The sequence below is a fragment of the Pseudanabaena sp. FACHB-1998 genome, assembly GCF_014696355.1.
Classification (GTDB): domain Bacteria; phylum Cyanobacteriota; class Cyanobacteriia; order Pseudanabaenales; family Pseudanabaenaceae; genus Pseudanabaena.
The window spans coordinates 1-20,243 of record NZ_JACJQA010000032.1 but is presented as its reverse complement, the minus strand read 5'-3'; the positions used below and the strand labels follow the sequence as shown (position 1 = coordinate 20,243).

Genomic DNA, 20,243 nt, shown 5'->3' with positions numbered 1-20,243 from the left:
GGATCAAAACTAAACTCAATCACTTTGCTCTCAAGTCTAAACTCTACTTCAATGCTATTAGGGCTAGTTTCTCTCAACTCCAAAAACTGGCTATTCCTTCCACGTAACATCAGGAATTAAGTCAAATGTGGGATAGCATTTGCAGTACAACAAGATAAAAAACAATTTGTCTGCGTTGGTTTTCAGTCTTGCTTTCCTACCCCCTCCTGCTGTTCGCCATCGTCTTTTCTTGTCTATCGTTTCCTGATATGCCTCTGCAAAACTTGGCAACAACGACTCAAATGCTTGCTGGTTTAATCCCGTAGTTGCTCGTATTTGCCTATCTTGTTTGAGTATCTTTTCAATGTCTATCATCTTTTTTATGAGTCTCTTGGGATGATGATACCTGATATCAAACCTCGCTTATGGTTCAATTCGGTGAACTTTTAGCTTTTCTATTTACATATGGATGGAAGTGCAGAAATAAATATGAAGTTGCCTTTATAGCTTACTTTCATTTCCCGACAGGTCTAGTCTTGTCCTATCTTTCCCTTGTTTTGCTATAGTAGTTAAGACGTAGAATTTCGGTCTATACATCCATAGGAGAGTTGATATGTCAAGCACAGTAGGCGCTACTACATCAGGAGTAAAAGCCCCTCCCACATTTAGCGATCGCGAATGGGAAGTGCGCTTGCTCTTTCTTGATGAAGTTAAAGACTTTCTAGTCGATATCGAAACAGAAGTATTAGGATTGAGCGATCGCGAATTGCAGCGCTCGTCGATTAATAAAATTTTGCGAGCCGCGCACTCCATGAAAGGTGGTGCGGCAATGATGAGCTTTAATACGCTGAGCGACCTTGCCCACCGTTTAGAAGACTTTTTTAAGATTTTGCAATCCAAGCATCAAACTGAGATCCCGATGGAGCTAGAAAGCCTATTTCTCAGTGCGATCGATGGGATGAGGAAAATATCTACAATTCACAAACAGCGCCAAACTCCGAAAGAACAGTGGGTAACTGATGAGATCTTACCTCCATTTAAGCGTCTACGGGAGATTTTAGGGGATTTATCGGTACAGGATGAGGCGAACCTGCTTTCGGAAGAGGCCGGGGAGGATATGCGCGTTCTCATGTTTGCCACAGAGGTTGATGCCTGTTTGGAGAGATTGACTAATGTATTAGCCGATCCCAATTCGCAAGTATTGCGCGAGGAGTTTGAAATCACCAGTCAAGAGTTTGGCTGTCTAGGTGAGATGTTGGAATTAAAGGCTTTTACTAGTCTTTGTGAAGGCGTTACCAAGGCTTTAGAAAATCACGATAATGATTTGCGTGAAGTTACCTATTCAGCATTAGAGGTTTGGCGGCGATCGCAAGCTCTTGTCTTAGTTGGTCAGTTTGATGCTTTGCCTAAGCATTTTGAAATATTGTCGCCTCCTAAGAATTCAGCTATTGCTAATAAAACTCTAGATAAAGATCCTGCAAAGCCTAACGAAAAGCCCTTTCCTTTCGAGATATTTTCCATTGAAGATTTATCTCTGCCCTCTAGCGTTAGCTCAAATGCTGAAGAGGACACTCTAATTCTCGAACCAGAGGAACTTCAAGTTGCGACAGATCTATCGGCTCCGCCAGCCACTGTGGAAACAAGCAGTGTTGAGACAAGCAGTGTTGAGACCAGTAAAATAGCGGCTGATAGTAAGCTAGATAGTACCATCCGCATACCTGTGCGCCATCTGGAAGTATTAAGCGATCGCTTTGGAGAATTAAATGCTGAGCGGAGTGGATTGCGATTGCAATTACAACGAATGCGTGACCTAGTAATGCTTTTGAACACGAGAATGCATGGATTAGAGCAATCTAATGCTCAACTTCGAGAAGCTTATGATCGAGTAGTTACTTCTTCTGAATCCTTACAGTCTAATATTGCTGTTAATGCTCCTCTAGCTGTTAATAATGGCAATCTGCCTAGCGAGACAGCTTTGTCGTACGATGGACGCTTTGACTTACTCGAAATGGATCGCTATAGCGAACTGCATGTGCTATCGCGGGAGATTATGGACAGTGTGGTGCAGTTACAAGAGGTATCGGGTGACTTAGAAACAGCCCTGTCGGACACTGAAACTACGGAACGCGAACTGGGGAGGGCTTCTCGACAAATGCAAACAGCGATCGAGCAAGCAAGAATGCGAATGCTTAGCGAGATTTTAGGTAGATTTCCGCGCCTATTGAGGGACTTGTCGATCAACTACGGGAAGCAGGTAGAACTAGTAGTACGCGGTAGTTCTACCTTGGTGGAGCGATCGGTTTTAGAAATTCTCGAAGATCCTCTGTTACATCTAGTTCGTAATGCCTTTGATCATGGTATCGAAACTCCTGAAGCCAGAATTGCGGCGGGCAAACCCCCTAAAGGCAAAATCGAAATTGCCGCAGGTTATCGCGGTAATCAAACGGTAATTACGATCAGTGATGATGGTAATGGCGTTGATTTTGAGAAACTACGCGATCGCGCCTTACAAATGGGATTAAGTGAAAGCGATCTCGCAGGTTCCAGTGAAACTGACCTATTAGAGTTACTTTTTGAAGCAGGATTTAGCACCGCCGATCGCGTAACTGAGCTTTCAGGTCGTGGTGTGGGGATGGACGTGGTACGCTCAAATCTGAATATGATTGGCGGGAATGTGCGAATTGAGACAGAAGCGGGTAAAGGAACTTCTTTTATTTTAACGGTTCCCGTATCTCTTTCTATTGCTCGCGTACTTCTCTTTGAAAGCAACGGGTTACAGATGGCAATTCTGACCAGCGCAGTTGAAGAAATTTTATTAATTCGGGATGTTGCTATTTATAGGGTTGCCAATCAAGAGGTATTAGATTGGGAAGGCTATTCTGTGCCGCTTTTAAGATTAGAGGAACGTCTTCATTTCTCCCGTCCCCAATTTCAATTTGAGACGGAAAATCGTCCCGTTGTAGATGAGCCACTAATCTTAATTGTGGCAAAAAATAATCTTCCCTTTGCTTTGCAAGTCGATCGCTATTGGGGAGAGCAGGAAGTCACGATTCGCGGTGTTCAAAGCGTAATCCCAATGCCCACAGGCTTTATGGGCTGTGCAATTCTGGGAGGAGGTAAAATTGTCCCTCTCGTCGATATTGACAACCTCATCGACTGGGCAATCGCGGATGTGGAAACACCTCCAAGCAAAAACCTCACTCTAACATCCGAAAAAGGTGATCGCTGGACTACAGTTTTAGTAGTGGATGACTCCATTAATGTGCGACGGTTCTTAGCCATGACCCTAGAAAAATCGGGCTATCGCGTCGAACAAGCTAAAGATGGTCATGAAGCGATGGAAAAGCTCCGAAAACTGCAAATGTTGTCTCGCAGTTCTAAAGTTAGGGCTGTAATTTGTGATATCGAAATGCCGAGACTGGATGGATTTGGCTTCTTAGTGCAGTCGCGTAGCGATGCTCTGTGCAAAGATATTCCTGTGGTGATGCTGACTTCTCGGAGTGGTTCAAAACATCGAGATTTAGCGATGCGTCTTGGCGCTTCCGCCTATTTTGCCAAACCTTTTAAAGATAACGAACTTTTACAGACTCTGTCTCAACTCACCTTTAATTCTGATCCTTCAAACTAGATAAAACGACCTATGGCTGCTATTACTTCCCTGCGATCGCAAAGACTACAAGAGCTACGTCCTAACATACCTAAGCAATATGTTGCTTTCCGACTACGCATTGCTTGGTTTGCCGTGCCGATAGAGTTTATTTATCGTATTATTCCCCTTGAAAAGCAGGTACCTAAGATTACATTCGCAGGTAATAATATTCCAATTATTGACCTCGGCAAGATGCTTTTTGGGCAAACTAAGGGACAAAACCATGATATTCAGCAACTGGTGGTTAATGGTGCTGTTGTTGCCTCCAAGCCATCCTTGATTGTGGTACGCAATCAAAGTGATGACTTAATTGGTATTCTCAGTAATTCCCAACCCGCGATGCAAAATATTTCTAAGGATGAATTTGTCCCTTTACCTGCAACCTACAGCCAGAGATGGAAAGTTAATTTCATTAATTTCATGACGATCCCTTCGTCCGAACAACCTTCTCTTTTTGTGATTAATAGCGATCGCTTAATTAGTTCAATGATAAATAAAATACATCAGAGATAAACTTTGGTATTTTAAATATTTTGTGATTCTAGTAGTTCCCTTTTAGCAAGTTTTTGATTTTGGGATATAAACAAAAACGTAGCAGCGATCGCTAATGCTACGAGAAATCTCCACACCCATATAAATACTGGAGGATTTTTTCTAAAGGGTAGAACCTGAATGTCTTTAAGACATTCCGTTGATAGAGAAGGATTAAAATGACAAGCAATATTAATAAATCGTTGCCCCAAACGAAATTGAGAAGAATGAATTTCTGGAGCTAAATCTTGCTTTTTTAGGGGGGATTGGGAAATTTCTACACCATGATACATAGTCACGGAAGCAAGCTGAACAATTAAGGCGATCGCCAAAACCCCTCTCAGTACCCACAGCCGAAAACCTTTACTTAATAAAGTTTCCTGTACTAACAAACCTAAAAGAGGGATTATTAATAAATGAACCGAAGTAACATGATATCTAGCACCCCACGATAAATCTCCTCCCCAGAAGATTAGCTTACTAGTTAGAGAGATATGCAAAATCAAATTTAATATACCTACTAATAAGTAGGCTTTTATATAATAAGAAAGTTTTTTCCAGTACAAAAATCCAATTATTAGGCAAGGAATAAGTAAAGGATCATAAATAAAAATACTTTTAATGGGGGAGAAAAGTACACCTATAACACCAACATGGGGTTCATTGATAAAAGGATAATTAGGAGGAAATTCTGGAAATCCTTGCCATTTAGGGTCAGTAGTAAATTGCTGGGCGGATAGCGCTTGTCCAGTAGTCAGAAAGCTACCATAACGCAAATAATCAAAGACTCTTCCTAAAATACCTAAAGGTAAAAATCCCAATATCCACAGAGCAAAAGTTTTCAAAACTTTAGATGTCTGTCGATAATGATAAACAGAACAAGCCAAAGTAAAAATGGCAATTGTTAAAACATGGGCAATACTACTCGCTCTAATTAGTAAAGCAAAGCTCGAGGCAAATCCGCCAATCACCACAAAATGCGATCGCCCATCTTTGATGTGCGCGAGAATAGAGGCATAAGCTAGGGCAACAAATAGGAGTACTTGATTGTTATGTTGAGGCTCTTGAGCATAGGCTAGAACTGTAGTACATAGTAACCAAGCCGCAGTGGTTAATCCAGCACTGGAATCACTAAAATCCAGCAGTTTAAGTAACCAAAAACAAACTATTACCGCAGCGATATTTAACGGAACAAATACTAAATAAGAAACTACTGCGTGCCTTAAGTCCATCAATGATGTATTAGGTGAAAATCTATGGATCTGAGTTCCTAGCCAATCCCCGGGTAGCATTAAAACGGATTGACCGAGATCATAAGATAAATATCTTTTACCACCAACTCCTGTAACTCCAACTTGTAAATCACCGCGAAACTTGGGTTGATAATTCGGGTCTACTTCCTCAGTGCCTGTCCACCAAGCATGAGCCATTTGTAATCTTACCGATGTATCAATACTCCCTAAAGATCCTCTATTGATTACAGTAATTATTAGCAACGCTATTAAAATTACTTTGACAATATTTTTAGCATATAGATTTTTCAAGACATTTATATTCATGTTGTTAATCCAAATCTAATTTTTAGTAATTAATTTAATACTTAAGTTGATGTTTGAATTTTCGACCTAATAAGGTGTAAATCCAATAAATAATAAATGAAAATAATTGTATTTATTATTTATTAAAAGTCCATTTCTTGTGAGAAATAAAATTATAAGCAATCATAATAATAGTCACAAAAATAAAAGCAGTCATATACCATACATGAAAAATATCTACCAACAAATACATTAAAATCGAAACTATTAATAAGCTTGAAACCATAACCATATGATATTTTATTAAACCTTGTAGGAAATTATCTTTCTGGTTTTTAAAAGTAAATGCTCTATTGAGGTAGAATCCAATGCTATTGACAACAATATTTTGTATTAGGATCGACACTAAATAGTGAAATCGACATAAATCCGTCAGAGTATATAATATTATTAAGTTTAAAGACGCACAAAATCCTCCTACAAGAAAGAACCTTAGAAATTGATTTCTTAAAGAGCGATCTAAAATCTTCGATTTGATGCGTAAACGAATATTTTTCATTAATAATTTACTGGATCAGTAAGATATGAAATAGAATCAGCGCTGGTTAGGATTTTTTAAAGCTTATCTGTAAAAATATGTAAACAACGGAGTACTCCTAACTAGTGGTTACATTTTTTTAATTTTTTGCAATATCTAACGTCTCTTTAAACCAAGTACACTTAAGAAGAAGCTGGAAAATATAACTTGAAAACCTAAAGCTAGACAAGTAACAGATGGAATCACAATTCTCATTGTTTCACTTGGATTCAAGCTTCCAAAGGAACTCAATTCCCAAATTTTTAGAGCATAAACTGAACCAAATATACCCACCAGTAAAACTAGGATTCCAATAATTAATCCTTTTTCTAAACTGAAATAACGCAACAACCTAATCAAGCGAATATCTTCAGGAATTAATCCTTCACTGATTGCAAAAGCTTTTGTAAACATACTAAAAGCAACTACTTGAAACCCAATTATGATTGCTGTAGTTGAATAAATCAATGAATGGACTTTAACACTACTCAGCAAAATAATTGTAGCTATCAGACCCAAAATTATCAGAAATATCCCAGGATAAAAGAATAACCACTTGGGACTAAAGAGTAGTAAAAATCTTAAATGCCTCCAACCATCTCGCCAGCTTCTTAAATGTGGTGGGCGGCTACGTCCATCAGGATAGAGAATTATAGGCACTTCAGTCATTTTCATTTTATGAAGGCTAGCTTTCACAACCATCTCACTTGCAAATTCCATGCCTGTAGTTCTTAAATCTAGTGATTCGATCGCGTCTTTCCTGAATCCTCTCAAACCACAATGAAAATCCCCACAAGGGCTAGTAAAAAACAAACGTCCAATCCAAGTCAGAACTGGATTTCCTAGATATCTATGCAAAGGCGGCATCGCTCCTTTTTTGATGCCACCTTTGAATCGATTACCCATAACCAGATCGTAGCCTTTTTGTAATTCATCGATAAAAAGCGTTAAATCTGAGAAATCATAACTATCGTCAGCATCTCCCATAATGATATAGTCACCCCTTGCAGCAGCTATACCTCCTTGCAGAGCGCTCCCATAACCTTTTTCCTTGATATGAACAACCCGAGCGCCTAATTGAGTTGCAATTTCTTGAGATCCGTCATTGCTTCCATTGTCGGCGATTAACACTTCACCGTTTATGTGATTTTGAATAAAATAATTTTGAGCTTTTTGAATGCAAGTTGCTAATGTTTCGGCTTCATTCAGGCAAGGCATCATGACTGTTACTAAGGGTTTATCTAAATCGTTTGCTTGCATACTAATCCTATCGACCCAAAATTTATTTTGAATTATAGCATTTGATTTACATTGAGTTTTCCCAAAGATCATAAGAAAGAATTTTCAATGTTCAGTTAGAGAATATTGTCTAAGTCTATTGATACTCCCTTCAAAGTGAATAATTAGGCGTGGGCGGCGAAGCCGCCCACGCCTAATTATTCACTTTATAGCCTCTATTCTTTGAGGGAGAAGGGAGGAGTATTTCTTAAACTGAAGGAAAAAGTGCCACAATATTTAAATGGAATTAAATAGAGATATTCTCCATTTAATTTTTGGGAAGTTAAGGCTAACTATGTATCCTAAAGGGAAATAAGCCTAGTTCCAATTCTCCTTTAGTCTTTATACTTTTTGCGTTTAAAATGTAGGATTATTAGCTTCGGCGATCGCACTCACCCGCGTATAAAAAGCAGTCTCTTGATCTTGTAATGGAATAAGCCAAATCGCGATCGCCTTCATTGGTAAATAGCGCATAGTCAGGACGCTCCGCCTGACCTTTGCCGTGAGTCGTGACTTGGGGGATATTGCTAAAGCCCAAAATATATAAGGCTGGCTTAATAAATACTTCACCAGAGCCAATGGTAAGCCCCTGTTTTTTTAGATAACCATACTCAGGAATATGATGACGATGATTGCGTAGATAAGATATAAAAAGAAGCACCCATTGGGTGCTTCTTTCTTTAATATGCGTCTTGTAGCTCGTAAAAGTCTGGTGTGACGTAATCCTTACGCATCGGATAGCCGACCCAGTCTTCAGGCATAAGAATCCGCTTGAGATTGGGATGTCCTTCGTAGACGATACCGTACATATCGAAGGTCTCACGCTCTTGCCAATCCGCAGTTTTCCAGATCCAATAGACCGATGGACAACGGGGATCGAGACGAGGGAGAAATACCTTAATGCGAACTTCCTCAAGGCGATCGCTTTTATTAATCCCCTCCTCACCGAGCTTCGCGAGATGGTAAACACTCACCAAGCTATCGCCAGCACCAGCATCATAACCACATTGCATCATCAAGTAGTTAAAGCCATAGGCATAGAGCGCCGTGGAGAAGGGAAGTAAAAATTGGCGATCGATTTTGAGAATGGGAACGCCTTGGTGGTCTAAGCCAAGAAACTCATGCTCAAAGCCATTGCTAGTTAGCCATTGTGAAACTGGGGCAGTTACCTCAGTTGTGACCAATGCTGCCTCTTGATTATCTGCCAACTGTCTCGACCTCCTTCTGAGCCATTTGCAAAGCGGGTAAAGGAATGCCAGACTCGACTAGTTCCTGAGGTGGAGCCATACGGCTAGGCATTTCTAGATATTGTCCTGTGAGGATGGGGCTGACTACCTTCATCTCGTGCTTGACTGCATAGTAGCGATGGGTACGATTGAGATTTGCTCTTTCGTTAAAGCCTTCCGTACCGATCTTTTTACGCAATTTGATAATGGCATCCATGATCGCTTCAGGACGAGGAGGGCAACCGGGGATATACACATCAACAGGGATTAACTTATCAACACCACGCACGGTGGTGTAGGAATCGGTGCTAAACATGCCGCCTGTGATTGTGCAAGCGCCCATCGCAATTACATATTTGGGTTCTTGCATCTGCTCATAGAGGCGCACCAGTGCAGGAGCCATTTTCATGGTGACAGTGCCTGCGGTGATGATCAAGTCAGCTTGACGAGGGCTAGAACGGGGTAACAGACCAAAGCGATCGAAGTCAAATCTAGAGCCAATCATCGCCGCAAACTCAATGAAGCAGCAGCTAGTGCCGTAGAGCATTGGCCAAAGGCTAGACATTCTCGACCAGTTGTAGAGGTCATTGAGGGTGGTCAAAATGACATTATTAGATAAGTCTTGGGTGACTTGTGGTGTTGCGGCAGGATTGATGAGGCGCTGGGTTTGTTCTTCGACACTGAAGTCCAGACCAACGTTTTCGGATTTCATGACCATTCTAAGGCTCCTTTTCTCCAAGCGTAGACTAGACCTAAGACAAGAATGCTAATAAAGATAAGTGCTTCAACAAAAGCAAGTAATCCTAGTTTACTAAATGCGACTGCCCAAGGATACAAAAACACTGTTTCCACGTCGAAGATCACAAAGGCAAGGGCAAACATATAATAACGAATATTAAATTGAATCCAAGCTCCGCCAATAGGCTCGCAGCCAGATTCGTAGGTAGTACGACCTGCGGCTCCAGACTGGGGGGGACTTAAAAGACCAGATAGGGCTAATCCCGATAGGGGGACAAGCGTACAAACGATGATGAATACCAGTAAGTATTCGTATCCGCTTAAAACCAAGATGTATTACCTCTTCAAGCTAGCTTGACTATACTTAATACCTCTTATTATGAAACGAATTTAGAAGTTTTCAGCGTGGGTATATATTGAAAACCTTAAATTAGTTCATAGGATATTTAGTAGATGCTGAATACATTATATGGGTGCAGTGGTAGATGAAAATTTGTAACAGACTAGAAATTTTTCTATACGTTGCCTTATATACTTAATATCTGTGTGAAATGCTTTTGATTTAAGGCTTTAGCTGCGATCGCAATCGACTATTGATTAGCAGTCGTGATGGACTAGCAATCAATCCTTAAGTCTTTGGGATTCAACACAGATGCAGATATCAAATGGATATCAAAATATATTCTTAAATAACTCTTTTTTATTTATATAAAATTTTAGAATAAGTAGCACCAAAGCTTATTTGTTCTGAAATCAATCTACTATTTCTGTTTAAAAAAGTTTAGGAGAAACCATGAGTCAAGGTTTGGCAACGCTTTTGCGTGTAGGCACACAAAAATCTCACTCAGCAGCAGAGAGTACTGATTTTATTAAATGCTTTTTAAAAGGCGTAGTTGACAAGACTTCCTATAGCAGACTTGTCGGAAACCTTTACTTTGTTTACAAAGCGATCGAAGAAGAATTTGAAGTACACAAAAATGATCCTGTGCTTAGCAAACTCTATTATCGTGAGCTATGGCGCGAAAAGAGCCTAGAACTCGACATGCTGTTTTACTTTGGCTCTAACTGGCGTGAAGAGTTTAAGCCTACCCCTGCTTGCGAAAAGTATCTTGCCCGTATCCGCGAGATTTCGGCGAATGAGCCTGTGTTGCTAGTGGCTCATGCTTACACTCGCTATATGGGCGATCTGTCTGGTGGTCAAATCCTCAAGAAAATCGCCAAAGAGGCGATGGGCTTGCAAGATGATAAGGGTACTGCCTTCTATGAATTCGACGACATTCGCAATCATGGCGAATTCAAAAAGCGCTACCGTGAAGCTCTGGATACCTTACCTGTAGATGCGGCAACTGCTGAGCGCATTGTTGATGAGGCTAATGCTTCGTTCCACATGAATATGGCAATGTTCCGTGAACTAGAAGGTAATTGGTTTGTGGCTCTAACTAAGTTTGGTTGGAATTCTCTACTTACCAAGATCAAAGGTGAACCCAAAAACACCTCTGTCCGTCGCGAATCAAAAGTCGCTGGCTAATTAACCATAATAAAAAAGGGGCGCTTTGCCCCCCTTTTTTATTGCATGGTGACAAATTCTTCGGCAGCAGTGGGGTGCATTGCCATCGTATTATCTAGATCTTTTTTACAACCGCCCATCGTGACGACTAGAGACATACCTTGAATGATTTCGGCAGCATCTTTCCCGACCATGTGCAAACCGACAACTCGTTCCTCTTCACCAACGACAATTAATTTCATCATTGTTTTCGCTTCCCCACCAGCGAGGCTGTAAAACATGGGGTGGAACTTAGTTTTATAGACCTTCACCAGCTCGCCATATACTTCACGCGCCTTTTCTTCAGATAAGCCAACGCTAGCGGCTTCGGGTTGAGAGAAGACAGCCGAAGGAATATTTTTGTGACTAATAAAACGTGGTTTATGTCCATAAACAGTATCGGCAAAGGCTCGACCTTCAGCGATCGCCACAGGTGTTAAATTCACGCGATTGGTACAGTCACCGATCGCATAGATATGTGGTTGATTGGTACAGCTATCTTTGGTAACGGCGATCGCGTCATTAACAGTTGTGATTCCTGCTTGCTCTAGACTGAGCGCGGCAAGATTTGGCTTGCGTCCTGTTGCCGCTAAGACAACATCAGTATGGACTTGTTGCGCCCTGCCTTCTCCGTCATTAAAGGAAATCGTTAATGCGTTCTCATGCTCCTGACTATTCTTGACAATCTTGAGGGAATTGCTATCAATGCAGGTATGGAAATTGATGCCGTGATTGACCATCCCTTCTTGCACGTTGGTACGCACATCGTTGTCAAATCCTTTTAAAATATTGCGATCGCGAATAATTTGCGTAACCTCCGATCCGAGTCCTCTCATGATGCCTGCAAACTCAGTCCCAATATAACCACCCCCAATCACTGCAAATCGTTTGGGAAACTGGGGCAACAAAAACATCTCTTTAGATGTGATGGCATATTCAATACCTGCTAAATCAGGTTTGAAGGCTTCACCACCTACAGAAATCAAGATGCGTTCAGCCGTAAACTGGCGATCGCCCACTGCTACCGTATGAGCATCAACAAATTTGGCAAATCCTGAAATTAGCTCCACATTATTCTTTACTAAGAAACTAATGTGCAATTTGTTTAAACGCGATACTTCGGTTTGAATAGCATTGCGGAGTTTTTCCCAATCCAAAGTTCCTTTAGGAATTGTCCAGCCATAGCCTGCGGATTCGTGAGGGAAATGGGAAAAGTGGGAGGCATAAACCATCAGCTTTTTGGGGACACAACCACGAATCACACAAGTACCCCCCACTAAGTCACCTTCCGCGATCGCTACTTTTGCGCCATAGCGGGCGGCACTTTTTGAGGCGGCAAGTCCGCCACTACCTGCACCAATTACAAATAAGTCGTAATCAAAGTCTGTCATATTTTTATTTACATCCTATTGAGGCTTAAAGTATTACAGAAGAATATTTGAAAGCGTGGCTCCGCCGCGCTTTCAAATATTCTTCTGGGTTTTAATTAAGTTAATGGATCAATTGTCCGCGTCCTAGCCATAGTTCTAATAGCAAGATTAGAAACCCTAGCATTGCGAAGCGTCCATTCCACACTTCGGCAGATTGAGTCATCCCCCATTCCCAACGTTCTTGAGGATAGAGTTTGGTATTTTTTTGAGGTTGGATAGTTTCCGCAAAAGTAATGGGGCGATCGCCTAAAGCTTTTATTACCAAATCGGCGAGGGCTTGGATAAAAGTCGGATCGGTGTCAGGAGCAGCAACTCTCGCAAAGGTTTCGATGCCAGCATGTTCGGCAATTTCACGATATTCCATATCGATTTCTTCGAGGGTTTCGATATGCTCTGAGACAAAGCTAATGGGGACTACGACTAATTCCTTCACACCTTGGGCGGCTAGTTCCTCGATCGCTACATCTGTGTATGGCTGTAACCATTCAACGGGGCCCACACGGCTTTGGTAGGCAAGTTTATAGGGATTAGCCCGATTGAGCTTTTTCATGATTAACTCAGCGCAAGTCTCAATTTCCTTTTGATAGGGATCGCCTGCCTCTTCGATATAGCTCACTGGTACACCGTGGGCGCTAAAGAAGACATAGGCGGCGTTGGGATTTTTAACTTGGTCGATTTTTGTGGCAATCAGGTCTGCCATTGATTGCAAATAGTAATCGTTGTCATACCAAGAAGGTATCACCGTATATTTGATTTTTTGGAGGTCTGGGTCAGCTTGCCAAAGGCGATCGAGTAGGCGAAAACTGGAACCTGTGGTGCTAATCGAAAACTGAGGATATAGGGGCAGAATGACTAATTCTTCGATTTTGTCCTGCTTGATCTGGGCGATCGCTTCTTCAGTAAAAGGATGCCAATAGCGCATTCCCACGTAGACATGAGCCTCATGTCCATTTTGCTGAAGCTGCGATCGCAAGGCTTGGGCTTGCGCCTCGGTGATGCGTCGTAGTGGCGAACCACCACCGATCTTTTTATAGTTCTCTTGAGATTTCTTGGCTCGTAAGGTAGAAATCAGCCAAGCCAGAGGCGCTTGTAACAAAGGCGAAGGTAAGCGAATAATTTCTGGGTCAGCAAATAAGTTGTACAAAAATGGGCGGACATCTTCTAATTTGTCTGGCCCACCAAGGTTCAGCAGTAAAACTCCTAATCGCCCCATATCAATCGCTATTTCCTTTTTTAAAAATTGCTCAGTATTGCCAAACACCTTACTGTCTAACAGTAATAGTATTTCAACAATACATTTATTTGGTTGAGCATAAATCAAAATTATTGCTATTAATTTTCATTATGCCAAATTCTTTTGCATACACAGCAATGGGAGAGGGCGCACTCTCCCATTGATACCGAAGAAGTAGTGATGACGCTTTGCTTTGCCGCTCATCCTTTCGGGTTTGAATTGCTATAGAAGTTTGCAAAGGATTGCAAACTCCTATCAATCACTTTAAGGTTTCCTGTAAGCACAGTTATATAATTCTGGTATTGTGCATATTTTCACTTCAGAGCCGAGAAGTTTTCATGAATAGCGATCGCCAAGCCCAATTAGCCGTTTTATTTCGCAATGGTTCTATGCTCGATCGCAAAATGATACTAGACGAATTAGCGCAAATTCCCTCGGCGGTAGCTGTGCCAATTTTGCAAGGATTCTTTACTAACTCAGATTTTTTATGTCGGCGCTTTGCGGTAATGGGGTTGAGTAGCCATCGCACCGATGAATCATTTCAATTTTTGCAAGAATTGCTCGAGCGAGAAACCGATGACAGCGTTCTCGCGGAAATAGCGAATACTCTGTTTGATTTTGGCGATCGCGCCATTGCCTTACTGCAAACATTATTTGAGCGCAACCAAAATTGGCTTACCCGTCAAACCATCCTCTCCGTCTTAGTGGAAAGCGATCGCGAAGATGTATTACTCAATGTTATTCGTTTAGGAATACTCGACTCGACGCTAACCGTGAAAGAGACTGCTATTTTAGCTTTGGGGCGCTTACTCGATAGCAAGTACGAGCAAGAGACTTTAGATATATTAGCGGAATTGTCCACAGCCGATTTTTGGCGCGATCGCTGGTGTGCGGCGACGATCCTTTGCTTGTCTAGCAATCCCATTGCCAAGACGTTGCTAGCTCAACTCCGCCAAGACGAAAATCATCAGGTTGTAGCCGCCGCCCTAGAATCAAAGCTGAATAATTAACGATAAGTAGTAAAGCTGCTTTTCATTAATTATTCGTTACTCCTTTCCCAGTCTAAAAATAGACATTAAAACCCAAGAATTAGCTATGCGGAGCTTCGCCCGCATAGCTAATTCTTGGGTGGGAAAGAAGTAATAGATCGATCTTTTAAGCGATCGTATCAATCGTAACAATTAGTTACTAACCGAAAACCAGTAAGAAAAGCCCTCTAGGTAACTTTTCTTACTGGTTTTAAAGGTAGATACTTTTACCGAAGACACTTTTAAGAAATACTTGTATAGATTATTTATATAGATTATTTTGATTCGCGATTTTAGAATCGCGATCGTTAGGATGAGTTTGACATGAAAAGTTTAGATAACGATACTACAAGCGCCAACCTTAATGCTGATAGTAGTCGCCGCGTAACAATTGAATTTACTGGTGGGATGCAAAGCGGAAGAATGTATCAGGGAAATTTGCAAATAGTTACAGTTCCCTATAGTTCTTTTACCCAGAAGCTTAAAGCTATCCAAAAACTCGGTGGCAAGATTACCAATGTATCTATTCACAACTTTCCGCTTAGCTATCCCGCCCTTGACTCTCTTCCAATAATTCTTGAGCCAGTTATTGAGCCTGTCTCGGAAGTGCAAGAAATCATTGCAGCGCCAGAGCTTGTCCTTATCAAAGAAATTTCTGAAGCAATTTCTGACCTCGAAACTACAGCCGTTAGTCCCGAATCTATTGTTGTTAAGGAAGAAACACCCGAAATCATTACCGATTTGGAATCAGACCCTGTAGCTCTTGATTTAGAACCTTTGGAACCTGTAGTTGTTACTGAAGAAGTTATCGAAGTTACTTCAGTATCAGAACCAGAGACTATAGTAGTTAGTCTCGAACCTGAAGCGATTAATGAAGTTGAAGCAGTTTTAGAAAGTCCTCCAGTAGAAACTTTAGAGACGGTTTCTGAAATCTTGAGTGAGCCTATCTCCGATGTGCAAGAAATCATTACGGAGCCAGAGGTTGTCGCTATCAGTGTAGAAATTCCTGAAGTAATTGAAGTTAATCTTGAGCCTGTAGTTGTTACTGAAGAATTAATCGAACCAATCCCTGAGCCTGTAGTGGTTACTGAGACGGAAACAACTTCAGGCTTAGAATTACCCGTAGCTCTACCTAAAGCTAAAAAGAAGCAAGTAGCAACCGAAGCGATCGCGAAGACTAAAAAGCCCAGAGCTTCTACAAAGTCTAGTCAAGGCTTTAGTAAAAAAGCCAAGACTCTAGAACCAGATCTGGTAACGAATGACGAAGCGATCGCCCAGTCCCATACCAAAGCTGAATCAGTCTTAGGCGAGGAAGTTTCTGTTCATGTTAATAATGACAGTCCTGAAGTCCCTATAACTGTTACTGAAGACACCCCAGAATCTATTGCCCCAGAATCTCTTCCTGAATCAGAGACTTTACTGACAGAATCTTCAGTGGTAGAGCCTTTAGTTAACGAAGTTGTGTCAACACCTATAACAGTAACTGCATCTAGAAAGAAGAAAACAGCGATCGCCACAGAAGTAAAGCCCCCCAAGGCAAAATCTTCAGCTAAATCTAGTCAAAGTTTAGAGAAGAAAGGTAAGCATCAAGCAGAAGTTGACCCACCTATTGATATTGCCAGTCTTGAAACTCCAATGGAGCTAATCTCTGTTGATTCTGTAGTACAAGAGCTAATAGAGTCCCAGCCTGTAAAGATTGAGCCTGAAATTGAGGTAAGGCATGAAGACTTAGTCACTACTGAATTAACTCCCGAAGTAGCAATTGAACCAGATGCAATTGAACCAGAGGTTCCTGATATAGCTGTAGCGGCTGTAGAAGAATCTTTATCCTTGCCACCCTCCATTGAAATTGAACCTGATGTTTCAGCCGTCAAGACGAAAAAGACCAAAGCTTCTACTAAGTCAGGTGGTGGTTTCAACAAAAAAAAGACTAAAGGCTAATAGAAGAAAAGTGCGGCGCGAAGCGCCGCACTTTTCTTCTATTAGTAAGTAATTTGCAAAGTGACTAGAGCTTCAACTTTCTGCTCTCCACCCAAAATAGGAACAGAGTTAGCAGCTTTAGCAACAAAGGCATCTTGGCGAGGTAAAGGAACTGGATAGGCGATCGCCGAATCATTGACACTAATAGTTTTAATTGACTTCGGCGTAAATCCTAAAGCGGTTAAAACTGTGGCAGATTGGGTTTGAGCATCTTTAATTGCATCTTGCAAAGCCAATTGTTTTGCCTCATTCAAGGCTGCATCAGTAGCGATAAAGCTAATTTGCTCAATCTGATTTGCACCAGAGTTAACCGCCGCATCTAGCACAGAGCCAGCTTGCTCGATCGCGACTACAAAACTTACCGTGGTTTGCCCCGTGAATCCATCTTGGCGCTGACGGTTATTTTCATAGACATATTTAGGGTTTAGTTGAACTGAATTAGTTTGTAATTTTTCAACACCGAGTTGTTGCAAACGCGAGACAATACTATTGGCTTGACGGGCAACTTCTGCTTGCACCGCGATCGCCGTTTTGCCTTCTACATTTACACCTAGTTGAATTCTCGCTTTCGTAGTCTTTACAAACCTTTCGCCACGACCAGAAATGGTAAGAACGCGCTCATTTTTGGCGGATTGAATAGATGGATTTTCTTGTGATTTTGCGGCAGGAGCGATCGCTGTAATAGAGGGAACGCAAAAGGCAAGACTAAGAACAAAAGTAGTTAAGTGACGCATGGGTTTAAATCCTTTGATTTGATTTCTTGATATTTTCATTTCTACAATATTCAAGATATCATTCTAGCCAAAGAGATTTTGCATGGTTTCACTTTCAGCAACGTTAATTTACGGGGTTCCCAAAAAGAGAAAAAGAATCTTAGTGGTGCGGCGCTTCGCGCCGCACCACTAATCCTTGGAAAACCCAGAAGACGAGTGACCCCCTATATTATCTTGGCAAATACGGGAAGCGTCTTTGTTCCCGTATAATTCAACAAAGACGCGGCTATGGAGCGTCTTTGTTGTTATTAGAAAAAACTTCATGACTGAGCTTTGTGCGATCGCTTTAGGTAGTAACCTAAGCAATGAAATCGGTGACTCCCAAAAAATTGTCCAAGCAGCGATCGCTCAACTCGCTACATATCCAGAAATAGAGTTGATTAAGGTTTCCCGTTGGTATCGTACTAAAGCGATTACCTTACCCAATTCTGCACCACAACCTGACTATATCAATGGTTGCGCGATTTTAAGAACTATTCTCACTCCACTAGAGCTATTACGCGCTTTATTTTACATAGAGCAGTTTTTTGGACGCGAACGCCGCGAACGTTGGGGAGCCAGAACGCTGGACTTAGATTTGTTGCTTTATAGCGATCGCACCATTGACTCGCCCGAATTAGTGTTACCTCATCCACGAATGAGCGATCGCGCTTTTGTTCTTTTACCCCTAGCCGAAATCGCCGCCGATTGGATTCATCCTGTCACTGGTTTTACGATCGCTGATCTTGCCCAGAGTCCTCCCGATTTAGATTTGAGCCATCCCATTGTGATTAATGCTAAGGCATCTGGTAGATGTAGCGCGAACAAAACCCGCGCTACATCTACCCAAAACCCCGTAATTCCCAATCACGAAAGTGTGCCAACACTTTTGTGATTTAAAAATCAAACCCAGTAAGCTTTTTTAAATGAAGAAATGGCTATGCTATTTCTTCATTTGTATAAATTCGTTAGCCTAGTAAGAGCGTTGCGTAGCAACGCTCTTACTATTGGAAAATGGCAACTTTAAACAGCGATAGTCTCAGTGGTGCGGTAGAGCTTCGCGCCGACATTGCGTAACTTTTCTTCGATGCGATCGTAGCCGCGATCAAGATGATGTAAGCCCATAACGGTCGTTTCACCATCAGCCGCGAGTCCTGCAATCACCAAAGCCGCCGAGGCGCGTAAATCTGTTGCCATTACGGGAGCGCCTGACAATTGAGGAACGCCCGTCACTACGGCAACACTATTTTTGAGGCGAATATTTGCGCCCATGCGATTTAGTTCGGCTACATGCTGGAGGCGATTTTCGTAGACAGTTTCATTGACCACGCCATTGCCTTCGCAAATGGTGAGCAGAGCCATAAACTGTGCTTGCATGTCCGTTGGAAACCCGGGATAGGGCAAGGTTTCAATATCCACCGCTCGATAGCGATCGCCACCAACCACAGTAATTGTATCGGGGGCATCAATACGCACGGTCACGCCCATCTCTTGGAGTTTAGAGATCGCCGCAGTTAGGTGGGTAGGAACTACAGGCGACATGCTGAGAGTCGATCTCGTAATGGCAGCCGCAACCATGAAAGTAGCCGCTTCAATGCGATCGGGAATAGCTGTGAAATCTGCAAAATGGAGTTTTTCTACCCCTTCAATAATGATTGTATTCGTGCCAGCACCCTTAATCTTTGCGCCCATCGCCATACAAAGATCAGCCAGATCAATTACTTCAGGCTCTTGCGCGGCATTTTCGATAATAGTTTCGCCTTCAGCTAGGGTCGCCGCCATCATCAAGGTTTCCGTCGCACCGACGCTAGGACAATCTAAATAAATTTTTGCACCTTGCAAGCGACCATTGCGGCTGGTAGCGTGAGCAATCACGATGCCATGCTCAATCTGGACAGATGCACCTAAAGCTTGTAATCCGCGCACATGGAGATCCACAGGACGCGCTCCGATCGCACAACCACCCGGGAGGGGCATTTTTGCTGAACCAAGTCTCGCTAAGATTGACCCAAGTGCAAAGAAACTCGCCCGCATTTTGCTGACCAATTCATAGGGAGCAGAGTTAGAGGTCAAGTTGCTAGTGTCGAGATCGAGGACTTCGCCATTGCGAGAAATTTTGACACCCAGAGTTTCGAGAATGTCACTCATCCGTTGCACATCGGCAAGATTAGGGACATTCCGAATACGACATCCTTCAGAAGATAAAAGCGTACCTGCCATCAGGGCAAGGATGGAGTTTTTTGCGCCACTAATAGGGACATGACCAGATAAAGGGGCTTTACCGATGATGCGGAGGACTGGGGCGTTGAGTTCAAGTTGTGGCATTTGCGAAGATTCGAGCGTGGTTAATTCAATTGGCTCAATAGTTTGGGAAGCTGTGTCGAGATCCATCGTCGATTGCATAGGCTGGGATTGTAAATTGATTGCAGTATTTGCATTAGGTGTAGAAACGATCGCCTTATCCTCCTCACATCAGAGATTAATGTGGCTTTTAATGTGGCTTTTAAGTTAGCCAAAAGTTTAACGGAGTATATCCGAAAAACTGTTAACTTTTGTACAGTAAGTGTATTTACTCATTATTAATGATTGAGTCATATATGGCAATTTTGTAAAAATCGACACGAAGAAAGCGATGTATTTGTTCGAGACTGTCAAGAAAAATGTGTAAAGTCTAGAAGCTAGAGATGGAGACGATCCTCAAAGAGGATGGCAAATCGATTAAGAGCAGGTTTCCAATCCCGAATCGGCATTGTCCAC

The 20,243-nt window shown here is 42.0% G+C and carries 17 protein-coding genes; 6 read left to right on the top strand and 11 right to left on the bottom strand.

What is annotated here, in order from left to right:
• Positions 1 to 592: 592 nt before the first annotated feature.
• Positions 593 to 3,607, top strand: coding sequence for a hybrid sensor histidine kinase/response regulator (locus tag H6F42_RS13845; protein ID WP_190399957.1), 3,015 nt, complete (start codon positions 593 to 595; stop codon positions 3,605 to 3,607).
• 12 nt (positions 3,608 to 3,619) lie between these two features.
• Positions 3,620 to 4,141 carry a chemotaxis protein CheW gene (locus H6F42_RS13840; protein ID WP_190399956.1) on the top strand — a complete coding sequence of 174 codons (522 nt, stop codon included), beginning with the start codon at positions 3,620 to 3,622 and terminating at the stop codon, positions 4,139 to 4,141.
• An 11-nt stretch (positions 4,142 to 4,152) separates the two neighbouring features.
• Here H6F42_RS13840 and H6F42_RS13835 read toward each other — a convergent pair whose 3' ends face one another.
• From H6F42_RS13835 to ndhC, 7 genes are all read right to left on the bottom strand, one after another.
• Positions 4,153 to 5,718: a hypothetical protein gene (locus H6F42_RS13835; RefSeq protein WP_190399955.1), complete on the bottom strand. Its 1,566-nt coding sequence runs from the start codon at positions 5,716 to 5,718 to the stop codon at positions 4,153 to 4,155.
• Between the two features lie 115 nt (positions 5,719 to 5,833).
• Positions 5,834 to 6,256, bottom strand: coding sequence for a GtrA family protein (locus tag H6F42_RS13830; protein ID WP_190399954.1), 423 nt, complete (start codon positions 6,254 to 6,256; stop codon positions 5,834 to 5,836).
• Between the two features lie 135 nt (positions 6,257 to 6,391).
• The gene (locus H6F42_RS13825) at positions 6,392 to 7,534 is read right to left on the bottom strand and encodes a glycosyltransferase family 2 protein (protein ID WP_199289021.1); all 1,143 of its coding nucleotides are present in this window, start codon (positions 7,532 to 7,534) and stop codon (positions 6,392 to 6,394) included.
• Positions 7,535 to 7,925: 391 nt separating this feature from the next.
• Complete coding sequence (locus H6F42_RS13820; protein WP_190399953.1) at positions 7,926 to 8,213, bottom strand: hypothetical protein; 288 nt, start codon at positions 8,211 to 8,213, stop codon at positions 7,926 to 7,928.
• Positions 8,214 to 8,232: 19 nt separating this feature from the next.
• Complete coding sequence (locus H6F42_RS13815; RefSeq protein ID WP_242018448.1) at positions 8,233 to 8,760, bottom strand: NAD(P)H-quinone oxidoreductase subunit J; 528 nt, start codon at positions 8,758 to 8,760, stop codon at positions 8,233 to 8,235.
• The gene (locus H6F42_RS13810) at positions 8,750 to 9,490 is read right to left on the bottom strand and encodes an NADH dehydrogenase subunit K (protein ID WP_190399952.1); all 741 of its coding nucleotides are present in this window, start codon (positions 9,488 to 9,490) and stop codon (positions 8,750 to 8,752) included. The genes H6F42_RS13815 and H6F42_RS13810 overlap by 11 nt, the downstream gene beginning before the upstream one ends.
• Positions 9,487 to 9,849 carry an NADH-quinone oxidoreductase subunit A gene (gene ndhC / locus H6F42_RS13805; RefSeq protein WP_190399960.1) on the bottom strand — a complete coding sequence of 121 codons (363 nt, stop codon included), beginning with the start codon at positions 9,847 to 9,849 and terminating at the stop codon, positions 9,487 to 9,489. Before ndhC ends, H6F42_RS13810 begins: the two co-directional genes overlap by 4 nt.
• Before the next feature lie 460 nt (positions 9,850 to 10,309).
• Between ndhC and H6F42_RS13800 the strand changes: the two genes are divergently transcribed.
• Positions 10,310 to 11,044 (top strand): biliverdin-producing heme oxygenase, encoded by a 735-nt coding sequence (locus H6F42_RS13800; protein WP_190399951.1) that lies wholly within the window; start codon positions 10,310 to 10,312, stop codon positions 11,042 to 11,044.
• A 38-nt stretch (positions 11,045 to 11,082) separates the two neighbouring features.
• Here H6F42_RS13800 and gorA read toward each other — a convergent pair whose 3' ends face one another.
• Together gorA and hemH are read right to left on the bottom strand one after the other, a co-directional pair.
• Positions 11,083 to 12,453, bottom strand: coding sequence for a glutathione-disulfide reductase (gorA, locus tag H6F42_RS13795; protein WP_190399950.1), 1,371 nt, complete (start codon positions 12,451 to 12,453; stop codon positions 11,083 to 11,085).
• 100 nt (positions 12,454 to 12,553) lie between these two features.
• A complete protein-coding gene (gene hemH, locus H6F42_RS13790) occupies positions 12,554 to 13,705 on the bottom strand; it encodes a ferrochelatase (protein ID WP_190399959.1) in 1,152 nt (383 codons plus the stop codon).
• A gap of 359 nt (positions 13,706 to 14,064) precedes the next feature.
• Between hemH and H6F42_RS13785 the strand changes: the two genes are divergently transcribed.
• Complete coding sequence (locus tag H6F42_RS13785) at positions 14,065 to 14,736, top strand: HEAT repeat domain-containing protein (protein ID WP_190399949.1); 672 nt, start codon at positions 14,065 to 14,067, stop codon at positions 14,734 to 14,736.
• Positions 14,737 to 15,078: 342 nt separating this feature from the next.
• Positions 15,079 to 16,695: a phycobilisome linker polypeptide gene (locus H6F42_RS13780; RefSeq protein WP_190399948.1), complete on the top strand. Its 1,617-nt coding sequence runs from the start codon at positions 15,079 to 15,081 to the stop codon at positions 16,693 to 16,695.
• Between the two features lie 41 nt (positions 16,696 to 16,736).
• Here H6F42_RS13780 and H6F42_RS13775 read toward each other — a convergent pair whose 3' ends face one another.
• Positions 16,737 to 17,507 (bottom strand): SIMPL domain-containing protein, encoded by a 771-nt coding sequence (locus tag H6F42_RS13775; protein WP_242018447.1) that lies wholly within the window; start codon positions 17,505 to 17,507, stop codon positions 16,737 to 16,739.
• Positions 17,508 to 17,769: 262 nt separating this feature from the next.
• Here H6F42_RS13775 and folK point away from each other — a divergent pair, with 262 nt between their 5' ends.
• Positions 17,770 to 18,381: a 2-amino-4-hydroxy-6-hydroxymethyldihydropteridine diphosphokinase gene (gene folK / locus H6F42_RS13770; protein ID WP_190399947.1), complete on the top strand. Its 612-nt coding sequence runs from the start codon at positions 17,770 to 17,772 to the stop codon at positions 18,379 to 18,381.
• Between the two features lie 128 nt (positions 18,382 to 18,509).
• Here the strand turns inward: folK and murA are convergent, their stop codons facing one another.
• Positions 18,510 to 19,889: a UDP-N-acetylglucosamine 1-carboxyvinyltransferase gene (gene murA / locus H6F42_RS13765; RefSeq protein WP_190399946.1), complete on the bottom strand. Its 1,380-nt coding sequence runs from the start codon at positions 19,887 to 19,889 to the stop codon at positions 18,510 to 18,512.
• Positions 19,890 to 20,243 lie beyond the last annotated feature (354 nt).